We start from the raw sequence: 16,836 nt of genomic DNA on the forward strand, positions 1-16,836 counted from the left end.
TGAGATGGTCGATGCGGCGCACGCAGACGCCGCGCCCGTGATAGCGGCTGGCGATGTTCTTGAGCGCCGCCTTTTCGCCGTCGCCCGGCTCGGCGCGGCGCGTGTCATAATAGATCTCGAAGACATGGCCATCGGGATCGTGGAAACGATAGGCGCGGCCATGGCCCTCGTCGCCATCCACCCAGCCGATGCCGCCGCCCAGCTTTTCAATGGCGGCCACCCGCCGCTCCAGCGCCTCGGGCGAGGTGGCGCGATAGGCCACATGGCCGATGCCGGTGGTGTCCGCCGCCGTGAGCTTGAGGCTGTGAAACTCGTAGTCGTCGAAGCCGCGCAGATAGGCGACGCCCGGCGTCTGCGCGCTGACCGAAAGCCCATAGACGCGGGTGAAGAAATCGAGACTGTCCTCGAAGCGATCCGTCAGCAATTCCACATGCGCCAGATGCGCGATGTCGTGGCAGGGCTCAACCATGTCCGTATCCTCATCCTGTGACCGCAGCCGGAAACCCGCCCGAGCATCGGCCTTGCCAGACGCTTACGCAGCAAACCCAGGGAAGAAAAATTCGAAGCGTCATCGTCGCTATAAATTTATGCTATTGCCGCCACCCCAGACGGCACCCTAAGCCCCGCAGAACCGAGCGAAGGGCATGCCGGCGAAGGCACGGCCCGCTCAAAGCATCCGGCCGACCGGGCAAGGCAAGGTTTGGCGGAAGAGGCAGGAGTCGAACCCACCGGAGATGCACAGGCACCTCCCACCGGATTTGAAGTCCGGGCGCCCCACCGGGAACGTTTCTCTTCCATCCGTGCCGGCCGCCAGCGCATAAGCAACGCCGATGGCCGGCAAATTTCAGGCGCGGTCCGCGCCGATGGCCGCCGCAGCCTGCAAGGCGGAGAGGCGGGCTTCCGCCGCCTGCAACTGCGCCAGCCTGTGCTCGTTCGCCGCCGCGACGATGCGATCCTTGGCCGCCGCCAGCAGATCGGGCAAGGCCAGTTCAGCATCGAGCAGAAGCTCCTGCCGCTCACCCCGGTCGACCCGGGTGAACACGCGCCCGCCGGCCTGATAGGGCTCGACCCAGACCTGCCAGAACACCGGACCAACCCAGCCGGTGACCGATCCGACGGGCTTGCCGATATGAACGATGACGTTATCCCGCCGCAAATCCGCGACGATGCCGGCTTCAGCATGGGGCTGGGGCTCGAAGCGTCCCTTTTCCCGCAGGGTAGCGATCGCCTGTTCCGAATATGTCATTTTTCCTCCACGCCGTACTGGCGCCCCTGCCGGGCGCCGCCCTGTCGTCTTCGGGAAACTATGGGGCAGATGTGCCCACCCGAACAGGGCTTCATCACAATTCAGCACCGCCGGCTCACAAAAGCGGGCCGGCCACAACCCGGCTAGGGATTGATGTCGCCGGGCATGTTGGGATCGTCGGGACGGAACCAGCCGGCCTGCCTGTCGAGGCAATAGCGGATCGCCGGGCGCTCCGGGCCCTGATGCAGCCCCCGGATCAGGTCGGCCAGATCGGCATCGGCCTTGGTCCGGCGCTCATGCAGCCGCTCCGTTTCCACCCAGGTGGGGGTTTGATAATGCTCGATCCAGCATTGCGGCCGCACCATGTCCCGCGCCAGCCCCCAGCGCCGGGCCCCGTTGCGGATACGCACCCGGCGGCGCTCCGCCATGGCGGCGAGGAAGGCGGGCTCGTTTTCCTGCGCAATGACATATTCCACCATGGTCAGGATGGGGCCGCTGCGCGGCAGCACGTCGAGCGCGATATCGGGGCCGGTCCAGGAGGTTCCATGCGGGTCAACGGCCAGCATGTCGAGTTCCTGGAGGGGAAAGCGCAACCCGACCAGCGCGCCCAGCAGCAGGGCCAGCGCCGACAGCGCCAGCGAGCCGGCCAGCCCGATATTGGCCGCCAGGACGCCCCAGACGAAGCTGCCCAGCGCGTTGCCGCCGAAACAGGCCGTCTGGAACAGCGCATGGCAGCGGCTGACCACCCAGCGCGGCGAACTCATCTGCACATTGGCGGTAAGGCCCGACAGGGTGAGGAGCCAGCTCGCCCCGCACAGCGCCACCCCGATGACAGAGAGGACGACGTGGACATTGACCACCACCAGCAACACGCCGCCGCCGAAGCCGACAAATCCGAGCCGCGTCAGCCCCTCGAAAGAGAAGAGCAGCCGCAGGCGGCCCGAGCCCATCGCCCCCGCAATGGCGCCGATGCCGAACGCGCCCAGCAGCAGCCCATAGGTCTGCGGGCCGCCCCCGAGCAGGTCGCGGGCCGTCAGCGGCAAAAGCGCGGTGATCGAGATGGCGGCAAAGTTGAAAATGCCGCCCCGCAGCATGACCAAGAGGATATGGGGCGACATGGCGACGTAGCGGATGCCCGCCATCATCGCCGAGCCCAGCGATTCGCGCGGCAGGGTCTGCGCGCGATCCTCGCCCTTCCAGCGAAACAGCACCAGCAGCATGCCGACATTGCTCAGGGCGTTGATGAGAAAGGCGGCAAAGGCCCCCGCCGCCCCCACGATGATGCCGCCCACCATGGGGCCGACGCTGCGCGCCATGTTGAAGCCGACGCTGTTGAGCGCGATGGCGGCGGGCAATTGCTCGCGCGGCATGAACTCGTTGACCATGGTCTGCCAGCCCGGATTGCTCATCGCCTTGCCGGTGCCGACCAGGAAGGTGAAGCCCAGCAGGATCCACGGCGTCATCCAGCCGAAATAGGAAAACACCGCCAGGGCGATGGAAATGACCAGCAAAAACGCCTGCGCCACCATGACCACGCGCTGGCGGCCGAAATTATCCGCCGCCGCGCCGGCCAGCAGCGAGAACAGCATCACCGGCAGGGCCAGCGAGGTCTGCACCAGCGCCACCTGCTCGGGGCTGCCCTCGATCGAGGTCATCAGCCAGGAAGCCCCCACCACCTGGATCAGCCAGCCGAAATTGGCCACCAGCGCGGTGAGCCAATAGGCAAGGAAAAGGCGGTTGCGGAGCGGCTCGAAAGTGGATGCTGCCTGGCTGGCCAATGGGATTTTCCCTTTATGAAAGCGCCGCGATGACCCGCGCCGCATCGTCCCCGGCATCGGACAAGAGCCCGCCAAAGCCGCTGCGCACCGCGCCGATAGCCCACAGGCCCGGCAGGTCGGTGGCGCAGGTTTGGGAGGTGAGGACGGCCCCCGCCGCATCGCGCCCGGCCTCGCCGGGCAGGAGCTGGCTCTGCGCTTCGAGCCCGATGAAGACAAAGACCGAGGCGCAATCGAGGACGCGTTCGCCAGCGGCATCGCGCAGGCGCACGCCGGTCACCCCGGCCTGCGCGTCGCCCAGAATGGCGCTCACCTCGGTCTGCGGCAGCACGCAGATATTGGCGGCGGCAGCCACGGCGGCAACCAGATCGGCCCGGGCGCGGGGGCTCTCGCCGCGCATGACGATGGTGACATTGGCGGCGTAATGGGCCAGCGCCAGCGCCTCCTGGAACGCCGAATCCCCGCCCCCGACAATGACGCCGTCCTTGCCCTGATAGAGCGGCCCGTCGCAATCGGCGCATTCGGAGACGCCGCGCCCGGCCAGCTCGGCCTCGCCCGGAACGCCCAGCTTGCGCAGGCGCGCGCCGGTGGCCAGAATCACATTGGCGGCGCGGCAGTCGCCCTCCTCGGAGGTAACGATCCAGCCCTCGCCGTCGCGGCGCAGCCCGCTGGCGGCGGCGAATTTGGTCTCGACGCCCCCATCCATATTGGCCATAGCCATGGCGCCGGTCAGCTCCGCCCCCGAGGTCGCGACGCCGCCGGGCACGGGATCGAGCTCGTTGATGCTCATGACCAACCCGCCGGCCATCGCCCCCTCGAAGCTCGCCGTGCGCAGCCCGCTGGCGGCGGCCAATTCGGCGGCCTTCAGACCGGCATAACCCTGCCCCAGCACCACCACATCAAACTGTTCCATTTCTGTTATATCCTTCGCCCGGTTACAGGCTCTTTTGATAGGAATAGTGTGATGATTTCGCCAGTTCCCAAGGGTGAACGGGCTATCGAATTATGTGATGAAGGCTGGAGAGCTGCGCACGGAACCCGGCAATATCGTCGAGGCAGCGCAGATCGAGCAGCAGCGCGCCTTTCTCGATGCGGCCGATGACGGGAATAGGCAGTTGGCGGAAGGCGGAAGCGAGGCGGTCGGCCTGGCTGCCCGCCGGAATGCGCAGGGCCAGGCTGGGGATGGTATCGAGCGGCAGGGCGCCGGAGCCGACCTGGGACTGGCATTCGGCGATTTCGACGGAAAAATCGGGAGCAAGGATTTCCGCCAGCGCCGGCGCGATCTCGTCCGCCAGGGCTCGGAGCGCCTCGACACCCCGCGCCAGCATATGGAGCGTGGGCAGGCGCGTAGCGAGGGTTTCGGGATCGCGGTAGAGCTTGAGAGTGGCCTCCAGCGCGGCGAGGCGCACCTTGTCGAGCCGCAGCGCGCGCTTGAGGGGGTGGCTGGCGCAGGCGCGCACCAGATCCCGTCGGCCGGCGATGAATCCGGCCTGCGGACCGCCGAGCAATTTGTCGCCCGAGAAGGTGACGAGATCGGCCCCTTCGTCCAGCGCCTCCTGCACCGTGCGCTCGCGGGTGAGACCCCAGCGGGAAAGATCGACCAGAACCCCTGAGCCCAGATCGTCCACCAGCGGAATACCGCTCTTTTTGGCGAGCGCGGCCAGCTCGGCCCCCTCCACCGCCTTGGTGAAACCGACGACCTTGTAGTTGGAGGTATGGACCTTGAGGAACAGCGCCGTATCGGGGCCGATGGCGGCTTCATAGTCGCGCAGATGCGTGCGGTTGGTGGTGCCCACCTCGCGCAATATGGCGCCGGCGCCGGCCATGATCTCGGGCATGCGGAAGGAGCCGCCGATTTCGATGAGTTCGCCGCGCGAAACCACCGCCTCCCGGTTCGCGGCCAAGGCGGCCAGCACCAGCAGCACGGCGGAAGCATTGTTGTTGACGACGCAGGCGTCTTCGGCCCCGGTGATTTCGGCGACGAGCGCCTGCACCGCATCGTCGCGCTGCCCGCGCTGGCCGCCATCGAGATCATATTCGAGCGCCAGGGGATGGCGCATGGCGGTGGTGGCCGCCTGTACCGCCGCCTCGGCGTAGACCGCCCGCCCCAGATTGGTGTGCAGCACCGTGCCGGTGAGATTGAACACTCGGCGCATGCGGGTTTGGTCGGCGGCGGCCAGCGCAGCCTCCATGGCGGCGCTGACCGCGCGAGCGGCCTCCACCCGCGAACCGGGCGCCTCACCACCGCACAGAACCTGCCCGCGCAGGGCGTCGATGGCCTCGCGGGCCGCTTTCAGCGTGGCGTCGTGACCATATCGGGAGACGCAGAGCTTTCCGGTTTCGCTGTCGATGATCTCATGGACTGCGGGCAGGTCTGCCAATTTGTGCGTCATGAAAAGCCCCGGCGTTTGAGAATGGCGTGGATGCGGCCCAGCGGGCCTATCAAATCTGAAGCTGGCAGACATCCCCGCGCACGAAGCCGGGGCCGCTCACCTGCCCCAGCCAGTCGAGATCGGTTTCGAGGGCCAGTCGCCCGCGCATCCGGGCCCAATGGACCACGCCCCCTTCCCACTTGGGGAAGCCGTATCCATTGACCAGCACCACGTCGATATCGCCGGGGCGCTGGGCCACGCCTTCGGCCAGGAGCAGACAAGCCTCGTTGACCATGGCGAGAAGAGCGCGAGAACGGATTTCGTCGTCGGAAATAATGCGCGGCACGATGCCTTTTTCGGCCCGCGCCGCTGCGATCAGATCGTCGACCACCGGATCGGTCCCGCGCGCGCCGGTTACGGAATCGTAGCGGTAATAGCCGGCATTGGTCTTGCGGCCGAGCCGGCCCGCTTCGCATAGCCTGTCGGGAATGGTCACATAGCGATGGAGGGGATCGCGCGAAGCGGCAAGGCGCTGGCGCATGCGCCAGGCGATATCGAGCCCGGACATATCGCCCACGGCAAACGGTCCCATGGCAAAGCCGAAGGCGAGGAGCGCGTCATCGACCTGCTGGGGGGACGCGCCCTCTTCGAGCAGGAACTCGCATTGACGCCGATAGGCGGCATAGATGCGGTTGCCGATGAAGCCGAAGGCATTGGCCGAAACCACGGCGATTTTTTTCAACCGTTTGGCCAGGGCCAGCCCGGTGGCCAGCACATCGGGCGCTGTGTCGGCGCCGCGCACCACTTCGAGCAGGCGCATGATATTGGCAGGGCTGAAAAAATGCAGGCCCAGCACGTCGGTCGGCCGGGAGGTGACGGCAGCGATGGCGTCCAGATCGAGATAGGACGTGTTGGAGGCCAGGATCGCGCCCGGCCTGGCGATGGCGTCGAGCCGGCGGAACACGTCCTGCTTGACGGCAAGGTCTTCAAACACCGCCTCGATGACGAGATCGGCCCCCGCGAGATCGGTCCAATCGAGCGAGGGGGTGAGGCGCGCCAGGACGGCCTCGGCGGCGTCCGCTTGCAAAACGCCCTTGGCGACGCGCCCGTCATACCAGTCGCGCAGGCGCTGTTTGCCGCGTTGAAGAGCGGCCTCGTCCTGTTCGAGCAGGAGGACGTCGAAGCCGGCATCGAGCGCGGCAATGGCGATGCCGGTGCCCATGGTGCCGGCGCCGATCACGGCGAGGCGCTCGATGACGCGGGGGGTAGCATCGACGCCGGCAATTTTGGCGGCTTCGCGCTCGGCAAAGAACTGATGGCGCAGCGCCAGCGCATCAGGCGCGGTGCGCAAATGCTGGAAGGCGGCGCGCTCAAGGGCAAGACCCTCCGCAATGGGATGAGTGCGGCTGGCCAGAATGGCGTCGATGGCGGCGCGAACGGCAGGCCGATTGCGTCCGGCCCGCAGGGCGGCCGCGCTGGCCTTTTCGATGGCCGCATCGTCCTCGGCCGGCACGGCGAGACTGGCGACGACGCGCTTGTGCCCGACCAATTCGCGCGCATGGGCAATGGCGGCGGCGCGAAGATCGCCGGGAACGACGCGATCGACAAGGCCGAGTTGCAGCGCTTCGGCAGCCTCGATCTGGGCACCCCGGCAAATCATGTCGATGGCCTTGGGAATACCGACCAGACGGGGAAGACGCTGGGTGCCGCCGGCGCCGGGAATAATGCCCAGCGTCACTTCGGGCAGGCCGACTTTAGCGCCGGCCAGGGCGATGCGCCCGTCGCAGCCCAGCGCCAGCTCGAACCCGCCGCCCAAGGCCGCACCATGCAGGGCGGCGACGACCGGCTTGGGGCAGGCCTCGATGGCGGCGATGACGGCGGGCAATTGCGGATCGGCGATGGGCTGGCCGAATTCGCGCAGATCGGAGCCGGCGATGAAGGTCTTGCCGGCTCCGATGATGACGATGGCAGCGATGTCATAGGCGCGGGCCGCCGCTTCGATGGCGGAAAAAAGCCCGGCCCGCACGGCATGCGAGCCGGCATTGATGGGAGGATTGTCGACGAGGAGGACGGCGACGTCGCCATCAATTTCGCTGCGCACCGCCCCCGACATTCAGCGGCCCGCCTTGGCGGCGCGGGCGGCGGCCTGCTCGACAAAGGCCTTGACCGAGGCGCGGTGCTCGGCGCTGGAATAGCAGATGCCCTGCGCCTGGCTGCCCCGGGAAAAGACGTCTTCCAGGGTCAATTCGAAGCTCTGGTTGAGGATGGATTTACCCAGCGCCAGCGCCGTGGGCGAGCCTTCCGCCAATGTTGCGGCCCAGGCCTGGGCCTGCGCCAGAAGGTCGGCGGCCGGCTCCACGCGGTCGGCAACGCCCAGCGCCAGCGCCTCTTCAGCATCGAGGCTGCGGCCGGTAAAGATCAGCTCCTTGGCCTTGGGCAGGCCAACGCGCCGGGGCAGGAAATACATGCCCCCGCCATCGGGGATCAGGCCGCGCTTGATATAGCCCCAGGAGAAACTGGCATCGCTGCCGGCAAGGACGAAGTCGCAGGCCAGCGCCGTATCGGCGCCCAGGCCCGAAGCGGAGCCATGCACCGCCGCGATGGTGGGCATGGGCAGATTATGCAGCAGCATCTGGGCGTGATGCACCTGCTGCTGGCGCCGCCAGCCATTGATGGCAACGCTGTCCTGCGGCTCGTCGAGCCGCCTGGCCATGGCCGAGACGTCGCCGCCGGCGCAAAAGCCCTTGCCCCGCCCGGCAAGGACCAGCGCGCGCACGGCGCGGTCGGCGGTGACATCCTCGAGTGCGGCGATCAACTCCGAGCGCATGGCGTCGTTGAGGGCGTTGCGCTTGTCGGGGCGGTTGAGGAACAGCGTGGCGACGCCGCCGTTCTTTTCGAGTTCGATCAGCTTTTCGCTCATGGCCTAGGCTCCGGAATCGAGGAAGCGCTCGGCATCAAGCGCGGCCATGCAGCCGCTGCCGGCGCTGGTGACGGCCTGGCGATAGATATGGTCCTGCACGTCGCCGGCCGCGAACACGCCCGGGATGCTGGTCTGGGTGGCATTGCCGTGGCGGCCGCCCTGGGTGACGATATAGCCATTGTCCATGTCGAGCTGGCCGGTGAACAATTCGGTATTGGGACGATGGCCGATGGCGATGAAGACGCCCGAGACCGCGATGTCCTCGTCCAACCCGCTGTCGATGCCATGCACGCGCACGCCGGTGACCCCGCGCGCATCGCCCAGAACCTCGTCCAGCGTGGTGTTCCACTTGATGCTGGCCTTGCCGGCGCGTTCCTTCTCGAACAGCCGCTCCTGCATGATCTTTTCGGCGCGCAGCCGGTCGCGGCGGTGGATGAGGGTGACGTGGCGGGCGATATTGGTGAGATAGAGCGCTTCCTCGACGGCGGTGTTGCCGCCGCCGACCACCACCACGTCCTGGTTCTTGTAGAAAAAGCCGTCGCAGGTGGCGCAGGCGGAAACGCCGCGCCCCATCATGGCTTCCTCCGAGGGCAGGCCCAGATATTGCGCCGAGGCGCCAGTGGCGATGATGAGCGCGTCGCAGGTATAGGTTTCCGAACTGCCGACAAGGGTGAAGGGGCGCTTGCTCAGATCGACCGATTCGATGTGGTCCAGGATATATTCGGTCTGGAAGCGCTCGCCATGGCGCTGGAAGCGCTCCATCAGGTCGGGGCCCTGAACGCCATCGACATCGGCGGGCCAGTTATCGACCTCGGTTGTCGTGGTGAGCTGGCCGCCCGGCACCATGCCGGTGATGACCGCCGGCTTGAGATTGGCCCGGGCCGCATAAATGGCCGCGGTGTGTCCCGCTGGCCCCGAGCCGAGGATGATGAGGCGGATATGGCGGTTCATGATGGCTCCTGAAAAGATCGGCTGGGACCGCAAGGTCACGCGCCCGATGGGGCGGCGAAAACGCCCGTGGCCCGAGGATTGATGGCGATGGTAAGCTCGGTGCCATTGGCCAGGCGCGTCGCGTGCATCGAGCGGACGGCAAGCTTCTGGCCGGCGATGTTGAGGCGGTATTCGAGATAGGAGCCCAGGAAGATGCTCTGCTCGACCCGCCCTTTGAAGATGTTGGCGCCCGCCGAGGCCGCGTCAACGATCTCGCAATGCTCGGGGCGGAACATGACGGCGACGGGCGCGCCCGGCTTGAGCTCGGCCCCCGCAGCCACGCCCTGCATAGGCCCGATCGGGGTCTGGACGCTCACCGCATCGCCCTCGATGGCGGCGACGGTGCCGGGCAATTCATTGCCGTAGCCGACGAAATCGGCGACGTAGCGCGAGCGCGGCGCGCTGAAGATATCGACCGGATCGCCCAATTGGGCGACCTTGCCCACCTCCAACAACGCGATGCGATGCGCCAGCGCCGCCGCCTCGATCTGGTCGTGGGTGACGTAGATGGCGGTGAAGCCGAATTGCTGCTGCATCTCGATCAGCTCGTCGCGCAGGCGCTCGCGCACCTTGGCGTCGAGATTGGACAGCGGCTCGTCGAACAGAACCAGCCCGTCATTGGCGACCAGGGCGCGGGCGAGGGCAACGCGCTGCTGCTGGCCGCCGCTGAGCTGGCCGGGATAATTGGCGCCGAATTTTTCAAGGCCGGTGGTGGCCAGCACGGCGTGGACACGCTCGGCGATCTCGCGCTTGTCAACCTTGGAGACCTTGAGCGGATAACCGACATTCTCCGCCACCGTCATATGCGGCCAGAGCGCATAGGACTGGAAGACCATGGACAGATTGCGCTTTTCGGGCGGGATGACGGTATCGCTGGCCGAGGAAAACACCGATTGCCCATGGACGCTGATCTCGCCCGAAGTGGGGTGCTCCAGCCCGGCGACGCAGCGCAGAAGCGTGGTCTTGCCGCAGCCGCTGGGGCCAAGCAGCACGAGGACCTCGCCCCGATGCACATCGAGCGAGACATGGGACAATGCCGTCACTTCGCCGCGCTTGGTCTGGAAGGTCTTGGTCAGGTTCCGCACCTGCACCATGATGTCGCCGGCGGGCTGACCGGAAGGGGGCATGCCGGGCATGCTCTGCTGCGTCATAGTTCAAACTCCTCCTTGCGATGCCCAGGATTCGGGATTGTCATCGGGCACCGCACGCCATTCGGACTGGGTCTTTCCGCCCTGCCCGGCCGGCTCAATAGATCACCTTTTCCGCGACCAGCGCGGCGATTTCACCCGGCGCAAGGCCGAGAAGTTCCCCGAATACCGCCTCGCTGTCCTCCCCCAGAAGGGGAGCGCCGGAGCGGATCCGTGCCGGCGTATCGGAGAAGCGGTAGGGCGGGGCGATGGTGGTGCGCTTGCCCAGCACGGGATGCTCGACATCCTGCACCGCGCCCCGCTCCAGCACATGCGGATCGGTGAACAGATCCTGTGCCTTGAAGGAGGGCGTGGCGGGCACACCCTGGGCCTGCAACAGCTCCATCGCCTGGTAATAGGTCTTGTCGGCGGCCCATTCGGAGAGGCGCGCATCCAGCTCGGCCCGGTTTTCCCAGCGGCCGCGCGGGGTGGCGAAACGCGCCTCCCCGGCCCAGGCGGGATTGCCCAGCGCGCGCAAAAGGCCCACCCATTCGTCCTCGCTGCCCACGGCGACCGAAATCCACTCATCCTCGCCGGCGCAGCGATAGACCCCGTGCGGGGCCATGATGGCATCGCTGTTGCCGTGGCGCCTGGGCGAGCGGCCATTCATGGCGAAATCCATCATCTGGTCGCCGATCATGGAATTGATGACTTCGCAGGAGGAGCTGTCGATCCACTGCCCCTTGCCGGTCTGCTGGCGGAATTTGAGCGCGATCAGCGCGGAAAACACGGCGGCGGTGCCGGCGCGGGCGTCCCCGCCCGAATTGGTCATGGTATTGGGGCGCTTTTCGGCATAACCGGTCAGATGCGCCACCCCGCCCACGCTGGTGAAACACGGATTATAGGCGGCGTAGCGCCGCAGCGGCCCCGTGGCTCCGAAGCCGGAAAGCGAGAGCATGATGATGTCGGGCTTGATCTTGACCAATTCGTCATAGTCGAGGCCGAGCTTGGTCATGACGCCCGGACGCATGTTTTCGAGCACGATGTCGGCGGTGGCGACCAGCGCCTTGGCCAGTTCCTTGCCGCGCGCCGTGGTCAGGTCGAGCGCAACGCTTTTCTTGCCCAGATTGACCTCGAAGAAATTCGAGTTGCTTTCCAGGTTGGCCGCGACGCCCGAGCCGTGATGGGCCCGCTGCTCGTCCGGCCGCGAGCGCGTCTCCACCTTGATGACCTCGGCCCCCAGCGATGCCAGCTGCATCGAGCACCACGGCCCGGCCAGCACATGGCCGAAGTCGATGACGCGGATTCCATTCAACGGTCCAGGCATTCGCTCACCCCCTATCCTGCACGCGTCCGGGAGGGCACCAGGCCGGCCAGGACGTCATCATTGTGTTGGCCCAGAAGCGGCGCTGGCCGCAGCGGCGGCAGCTCCACATTCGGCAGGCGGGTCGGCTGGCGCACATATTCGAGCGTCCCGGCCACGGGATGCTCGATGCTGACGAAATGGCCGCGCGCGCGATATTGCTCGAAGCCGAACACGCCCTCGGCGGTAAGAATGGGAGCCGCCGCCGAGCCCTCGCGCTGGACGGAGTGGAAAAGCTCGTCCTGCGTGACCGTCCTGGCCCATTCGGCCAGCTTCAGGCGCAGCGCGTGATAATTGTCCGAACGCCCCTTCTGGGTGTCGAATGGCGGCTGCATGCCCCATTCCGGCTTGCCCATGGCACGCCACAACCCCTCCCATTGCTGCTGGGAGGAGAGGATGACCACGGCAAATTCGCCATCCTTGCACTCCACCAGGCTTTCCAGCAGGCGCCCCTTGCCGGTGCGGTTGGGGCTCACGCCATCATCGAAGAAGCGGCGAAGCTGGGACCGCTCCTGGTTCATCATCGCATGCTGGACCGATATATCGACATGCTGGCCCCGACCACCGGCGTCGCGGGCGAAGAGCGCCGCCAGCGTCGCCGTGGCCGCCGCCATGCCGCCGTCGAAATAGCCCAGATAGCCGGGGCCCTGGCAGGGCGGCACGTTGAGATCGACCGCCCACATGGGCAAGAGATAGCCCTGCCCGCTCGCGTGGTAGAGATTGAGATGGTGGGCCTTGTAGTCCCTGTAGGGGCCGGTCTGGCCGAAAGGCGTGATCGAGGTGACGACCAGCCGGGGATTGAGCCGGCGCAAATCCTCATAGCCCAGGCCGAGCCTTGCCAACTCGCCCGGCATGGAATCCTCGATGAAGACATCGGCGTCGCGCAAAAGCCCGAGCAGGATTTCCCGGTCGTCCTCATCCTCGATATCGAGCGTGACGGAGCGCTTGTTGGTGTTGAGATAAAGAAACGTGCCCGACGCCTCGGGGTTGGGCACGTCGTCCTTGAAGGGGCCGGCCTGCCGGGAGCGGTCCCCAACGCCGGGCCGCTCGATCTTGATGACGTCGGCGCCGAAATCGGACAGCAGCTTGCCGCAATAGGGGCCGGCCACGAAATCGGCCAGCTCGACGACCTTGATATTGAGAGCCTCCATGACGCGCCTCAATCCGCCCGGGAGACGAGCTTGACCAGAACCGTGGCGCGCGTATGCGTGTCCCCGTCCTGGTTTTCGGCCCAGACGTCGAGCTCGACCAGATGGCGGCCCTGATCGTCGATGAATTTGCGCTCCACCCGGCCTTTGACCCAGGTCGAATCGCCGAAGAAATTGAAGCGCCGGTCCTGGCTGTCCATGGAAACGACGAAGCCCTCATCGCCCATCCAGTCGGTGACGATATGGACCAGCATCATCTCGTTGTGGATGCCGCCGGCATTGGCCAGGGGCGAGCCGAACATCTGCGCCGCCCGGTCGGAATAATGCCAGTCGCGGCGGAAGCGATGCTCGCCGGTCAGGGGATCGATCGGATGGGTCGAGAGGTGATCGCGCATGGCGCCCCATTTGATGGCGAACGCATAGACATAGCAGCTCACCGTGGTGCGGGCGCTGGAGTCGCAGACGTCGTAAACGCCCTTGGCGAGGGGCGCGAGCACTTCACCTTCCACCACATCTTCCCAATAGCGGGTCTGCTTGCCCCGGCGCTTGGTGCCGGCCAGCTGGGCGTCGAAATCCTCATGGATTTCCTTGAGCTCGGCTTCCGAATATTTCTGATAGGTCTTGCCGGCATATTTGGCGCCGACCTTGCTCTCCCCGCCCGCCTTGCGCTTCGAGGGAGGCGTGGCCAGGTAGATATTGCGCCCGGTGGCGACGGCGATGGTCTCGTCGCGCTGATTGACGAAATAGCGCGGCACACTCTCGATGAACATGCGATAGGGCTTGCCGGAAACCTGCTTCTCCTCGAAGCCCATATATTTGTCGTAGCAGTGGAATTCGTCGCCGGGGCGGAAGGGCGCGAAATAATCGTGCTTGTTGCCGGCGGCGAGGCGGGCCACGCCCGGCACCCGCAGGCGGCCGCCAAAGGAGGAGCCGAAGGAGATGCACGATTCATAGAGTGGGGGCGCGATGATGCCGCCCCAGCGGGTATTCTGCGCATAGGTGCGGTTGCGCCAGATCGGGTTGGGATCGCCGATCGCATCGGCGAAATGGCGGATCAGGTCCTCGGTGACCAGCGCATTGAGAATGCCGCGCTCATATTCATTGGTCATGATCTCGTGGATGGGCGGGGGCAGCTTGATGGTTCCGCGCTCGGCGTTGAACTGGGCGATCAGCCGATCGAGCTGTTCGTTCCACTCCGAATCCGAAAGATGGTCCCAATCAAGGTCCGCACTGAGCGTCGACATACCAGAATCCTCCACCAGCCCCAAGGTCCGTTGGCCATTTTTGTTGATCGAAATTGTACAACAATACATAAGCGAAGGGCTTTCCCGGCGTCAACCCTGGAGGGATGGGGACGAGGCTTTGCTCCCATCTTTCGTCACGGCTTGCCTTTGAAGCGGCCGTGACATACGGCTTTTCGCTTGGCGAAAGCGGGGGCACATCTCCCCCCGGACGGAATTTTGTTCCGGCCCGGCGGCGGTGCGCCTCCCGGCACCAAGGCGATTCGAGCCTGCTGGAAGGAATCGGCTTTTGGCCGCCGCAAGCGCGTTCGGGGCAAATTTAGGGAGCGACCGGCCATGAGCCCTTCGGAGAATTCTCAGCCAAAACCGGGCAATCGCGGCAGCCGCCATCTCTCGCAGGCCGAGATCGTCGACACCATCCGCCAGGCGATCCTGGCCAATAATCTGGCGCCGGGCCAACGCCTGATCGAGGCCGAATTGTGCGAGCAATTCAATTCCAGCAGGGGCACGATCCGCGCCGCCCTGGTTGAACTCGTCCATGAAGGCCTGGTGGAGCGCGTGGCGAATCGCGGCGCGCGCGTCAGGATCGTCGGACTCGAAGAAGCGTTGCAGGTGGCCGATGTACGCCTGGCCGTGGAAACGCTCTGCGCCATGCGCGCCGCCGAGCGCATCAGCGATGCGGAAGTGGAGACGCTGCGCGGAATCGCCCGGCGCATGGAGGATTACGCCACGCAGAACGACGTGGTGGGCTTTGCCGAAATGACCCATCTCGCCTTCGAGACCTATGTCGACATCGCCCAGCAGGACGTCGCCAAGGAAGTCCTGGCGCGGCTGCGCGACCGCATGGCCCGGCATCGGCTTCGCCTGACCTATCGTCAGGATCGCCCCCGGACCTCGCTGCCCTACTGGCTCGACATCATCGACGCCATTTGCCGCCGCGACCCCGTCGCGGTGCGGGACGCCCTGCATCGCCATGTCGAGAACATCAAGCAAACCATGATCAGCCTCTCGGCCGACGAGCGCAATCCAAGCCCGATGGCGCTTTAGACGACCGGCCGGCGCTGGAAAATCGCGTTTTCCAATGCGATCCGGCTTGTGCCCCTCTTGATTGTAGCACAATCTTGTGAGACAAATTTGACGCACAATACACGCAGGCCCTTGCTGCGCCGACCTTCCGATCGGTTCGATGACAAACCTGCCCGGCACGAAAGGACTGCCCCATGGCCATGGGAGATACCGATCTGACTGCGGAATTTCGCCAGCATTACCGCGAGCGCGCGGCGATGGTGATCGAGAACCTCAAGAAGAAATACATGGACGGCCACTTCGTCGAGACCAAGGAAGAGGCCCTGGCCCTGCTGATGGATCTCATCCCCGCCGGCGCCAAGCTGGGCCGGGGCGACTCGGTGACGCTCAATCAGCTCGGCGTGTTCGAGGCGCTGATGGAGCGCGGGCAGAACGAATTCATCAATCCCGTGCGCACCGACAAGCAGGGTTATAATCCGCCGCGCGAGGAACGCCGGCAGATGCAACGCCAGACCCTGCTGTCCGACATCTACCTGGCCGGCACCAACGCCATCACGCTCGAAGGCACCATCGTCAATTCCGACGGCTCCGGCAATCGCGTCGCCGCCATGTGCTTCGGCCCCAAAAAGGTGATCCTGGTGGTGGGCACCAACAAGATCGTCACCAATGTCGAGGCGGCGCTGGCGCGTATCCGCGACTGGGCCTGCCCGGTCAACGCCACCCGCCACCGCATGAAGCACAATACCGATGACGGCCTGGGCTGGGGCGTGATGCGCTATACCGCCATCATCGACGGCAACCAGCCGGTGGAGCAGGGCAAGATCTGCGTCATCCTGGTCAATGAAAATCTGGGCATGTGAGCCCATTGGCGGGACGATAAAAATCGTCCCCGTGCCCGGCGTTCCCCTTTTGCCGGCCTGCGGCCATGGTAAAGAGTGAGCCCCGAAGCCAGCCTTCGGGGCTCACTTTGCGCATAAGGGGAGGCCGCCACGGCCAGGCACGCCACCATCGCTGAATCCATTCGCCAGGACATCCTGCGCAACGAGCTGGCGCCGGGCCAACGCCTGGTGGAAGCCGATCTGTGCGCCCGCTTCGGCGCCAATCGCCGCACCATCCGCGCCGCGCTGGCGGACCTCACCCATTCCGGCCTGGTCGAGCGGATCGCCAATCGCGGCGCCAGGGTGCGGGTGGTCAGCTTCCAGGAAGCGCTGGAAACCGCCGAGGTGCGCCAGGAGGTGGAAGCGCTCTGCGTCGCCCGCGCCGCCGAGCGCATCACCCCGCCCGACATCGATGCCTTGCAGACCCTGACGACAGCGCTGGAAACCAGCGTCGCGGACAATGATCCCGAGCGTTTCGCAGCCATAACCGACCAGATTTTCCGCACCTATGTCCGGCTGGCGGCCCATCCGGTGGCCGAAGAGGTGCTGAACCGGCTGCGTGCGCAAAGCGCGCGCCACGGCTTCCGCCTGCGCTACCGGCCAGGCTGGCTGAGCCATGCGTTGCCGCAATGGATCGCCGTGGTCGAGGCAATCTGCGCCCGCGACCCCGAAGCGGCAAGGCAGGCCCTGCGACGCCATTCGGAAGCCTGGCAGGCGGCCACCAAGGCCCTGGCCGAAGACGGCTCCACC

The 16,836-nt window shown here is 66.0% G+C and carries 15 protein-coding genes and 1 tRNA gene; 3 read left to right on the forward strand and 13 right to left on the reverse strand.

The window, feature by feature from the left end; translation table 11 throughout:
• The 13 genes from VDP82_RS04145 to VDP82_RS04205 all read right to left on the reverse strand — a co-directional run.
• Nucleotides 1-469: VOC family protein (locus VDP82_RS04145; protein ID WP_323013578.1), on the reverse strand; the 469-nt coding region annotated here is incomplete at its 3' end.
• Nucleotides 470-701: 232 nt separating this feature from the next.
• Nucleotides 702-796, reverse strand: a tRNA-Sec gene (locus VDP82_RS04150).
• Nucleotides 797-844: 48 nt separating this feature from the next.
• A complete protein-coding gene (locus VDP82_RS04155) occupies nucleotides 845-1,246 on the reverse strand; it encodes a hypothetical protein (RefSeq protein WP_323013579.1) in 402 nt (133 codons plus the stop codon).
• 143 nt (nucleotides 1,247-1,389) lie between these two features.
• Nucleotides 1,390-3,024: an MFS transporter gene (locus VDP82_RS04160; RefSeq protein ID WP_323013580.1), complete on the reverse strand. Its 1,635-nt coding sequence runs from the start codon at nucleotides 3,022-3,024 to the stop codon at nucleotides 1,390-1,392.
• Between the two features lie 13 nt (nucleotides 3,025-3,037).
• Nucleotides 3,038-3,934, reverse strand: coding sequence for an NAD(P)/FAD-dependent oxidoreductase (locus VDP82_RS04165; protein WP_323013581.1), 897 nt, complete (start codon nucleotides 3,932-3,934; stop codon nucleotides 3,038-3,040).
• An 82-nt stretch (nucleotides 3,935-4,016) separates the two neighbouring features.
• Nucleotides 4,017-5,414 (reverse strand): L-seryl-tRNA(Sec) selenium transferase, encoded by a 1,398-nt coding sequence (gene selA / locus VDP82_RS04170; protein ID WP_323013582.1) that lies wholly within the window; start codon nucleotides 5,412-5,414, stop codon nucleotides 4,017-4,019.
• A gap of 49 nt (nucleotides 5,415-5,463) precedes the next feature.
• The gene (locus VDP82_RS04175) at nucleotides 5,464-7,506 is read right to left on the reverse strand and encodes a 3-hydroxyacyl-CoA dehydrogenase NAD-binding domain-containing protein (protein ID WP_323013583.1); all 2,043 of its coding nucleotides are present in this window, start codon (nucleotides 7,504-7,506) and stop codon (nucleotides 5,464-5,466) included.
• The gene (locus VDP82_RS04180) at nucleotides 7,507-8,313 is read right to left on the reverse strand and encodes an enoyl-CoA hydratase/isomerase family protein (protein ID WP_323013584.1); all 807 of its coding nucleotides are present in this window, start codon (nucleotides 8,311-8,313) and stop codon (nucleotides 7,507-7,509) included.
• 3 nt (nucleotides 8,314-8,316) lie between these two features.
• A complete protein-coding gene (gene trxB / locus VDP82_RS04185) occupies nucleotides 8,317-9,267 on the reverse strand; it encodes a thioredoxin-disulfide reductase (protein ID WP_416347076.1) in 951 nt (316 codons plus the stop codon).
• Between the two features lie 32 nt (nucleotides 9,268-9,299).
• Nucleotides 9,300-10,454, reverse strand: a complete 1,155-nt coding sequence (locus VDP82_RS04190) for an ABC transporter ATP-binding protein (RefSeq protein WP_323013586.1) — start codon at nucleotides 10,452-10,454, stop codon at nucleotides 9,300-9,302.
• Between the two features lie 94 nt (nucleotides 10,455-10,548).
• A complete protein-coding gene (locus VDP82_RS04195; protein WP_323013587.1) occupies nucleotides 10,549-11,757 on the reverse strand; it encodes a CoA transferase in 1,209 nt (402 codons plus the stop codon).
• A gap of 11 nt (nucleotides 11,758-11,768) precedes the next feature.
• Complete coding sequence (locus tag VDP82_RS04200) at nucleotides 11,769-12,944, reverse strand: CoA transferase (protein ID WP_323013588.1); 1,176 nt, start codon at nucleotides 12,942-12,944, stop codon at nucleotides 11,769-11,771.
• 8 nt (nucleotides 12,945-12,952) lie between these two features.
• Nucleotides 12,953-14,185, reverse strand: a complete 1,233-nt coding sequence (locus VDP82_RS04205; RefSeq protein ID WP_323013589.1) for an FAS1-like dehydratase domain-containing protein — start codon at nucleotides 14,183-14,185, stop codon at nucleotides 12,953-12,955.
• Between the two features lie 333 nt (nucleotides 14,186-14,518).
• Here VDP82_RS04205 and VDP82_RS04210 point away from each other — a divergent pair, with 333 nt between their 5' ends.
• The 3 genes from VDP82_RS04210 to VDP82_RS04220 form a co-directional block, all read left to right on the forward strand.
• On the forward strand, nucleotides 14,519-15,229 hold the full coding sequence (locus VDP82_RS04210) for a GntR family transcriptional regulator (protein WP_323013590.1): 711 nt from the start codon (nucleotides 14,519-14,521) through the stop codon (nucleotides 15,227-15,229).
• A 173-nt stretch (nucleotides 15,230-15,402) separates the two neighbouring features.
• Nucleotides 15,403-16,068: a lactate utilization protein gene (locus VDP82_RS04215; RefSeq protein WP_323013591.1), complete on the forward strand. Its 666-nt coding sequence runs from the start codon at nucleotides 15,403-15,405 to the stop codon at nucleotides 16,066-16,068.
• A gap of 147 nt (nucleotides 16,069-16,215) precedes the next feature.
• Nucleotides 16,216-16,836 (forward strand): GntR family transcriptional regulator (locus tag VDP82_RS04220; RefSeq protein ID WP_323013592.1); only part of this gene is annotated, 621 nt, incomplete at its 3' end.

The organism is Devosia sp., assembly GCF_034675085.1.
In the GTDB taxonomy this organism is placed as follows: Bacteria; Pseudomonadota; Alphaproteobacteria; order Rhizobiales; family Devosiaceae; genus Devosia.

Excerpts from the sequence above, each read along its gene's own strand:
- VDP82_RS04190 (WP_323013586.1), bottom strand. The coding sequence starts at position 10,454 with ATGACGCAGCAGAGCATGCCCGGCATGCCCCCTTCCGGTCAGCCCGCC.
- VDP82_RS04205 (WP_323013589.1), bottom strand. The coding sequence starts at position 14,185 with ATGTCGACGCTCAGTGCGGACCTTGATTGGGACCATCTTTCGGATTCG.
- VDP82_RS04175 (WP_323013583.1), bottom strand. The coding sequence starts at position 7,506 with ATGTCGGGGGCGGTGCGCAGCGAAATTGATGGCGACGTCGCCGTCCTC.
- VDP82_RS04210 (WP_323013590.1), top strand. The coding sequence starts at position 14,519 with ATGAGCCCTTCGGAGAATTCTCAGCCAAAACCGGGCAATCGCGGCAGC.
- selA (WP_323013582.1), bottom strand. The coding sequence starts at position 5,414 with ATGACGCACAAATTGGCAGACCTGCCCGCAGTCCATGAGATCATCGAC.
- VDP82_RS04215 (WP_323013591.1), top strand. The coding sequence starts at position 15,403 with ATGGCCATGGGAGATACCGATCTGACTGCGGAATTTCGCCAGCATTAC.
- VDP82_RS04155 (WP_323013579.1), bottom strand. The coding sequence starts at position 1,246 with ATGACATATTCGGAACAGGCGATCGCTACCCTGCGGGAAAAGGGACGC.
- VDP82_RS04195 (WP_323013587.1), bottom strand. The coding sequence starts at position 11,757 with ATGCCTGGACCGTTGAATGGAATCCGCGTCATCGACTTCGGCCATGTG.
- VDP82_RS04165 (WP_323013581.1), bottom strand. The coding sequence starts at position 3,934 with ATGGAACAGTTTGATGTGGTGGTGCTGGGGCAGGGTTATGCCGGTCTG.
- VDP82_RS04200 (WP_323013588.1), bottom strand. The coding sequence starts at position 12,944 with ATGGAGGCTCTCAATATCAAGGTCGTCGAGCTGGCCGATTTCGTGGCC.
- VDP82_RS04180 (WP_323013584.1), bottom strand. The coding sequence starts at position 8,313 with ATGAGCGAAAAGCTGATCGAACTCGAAAAGAACGGCGGCGTCGCCACG.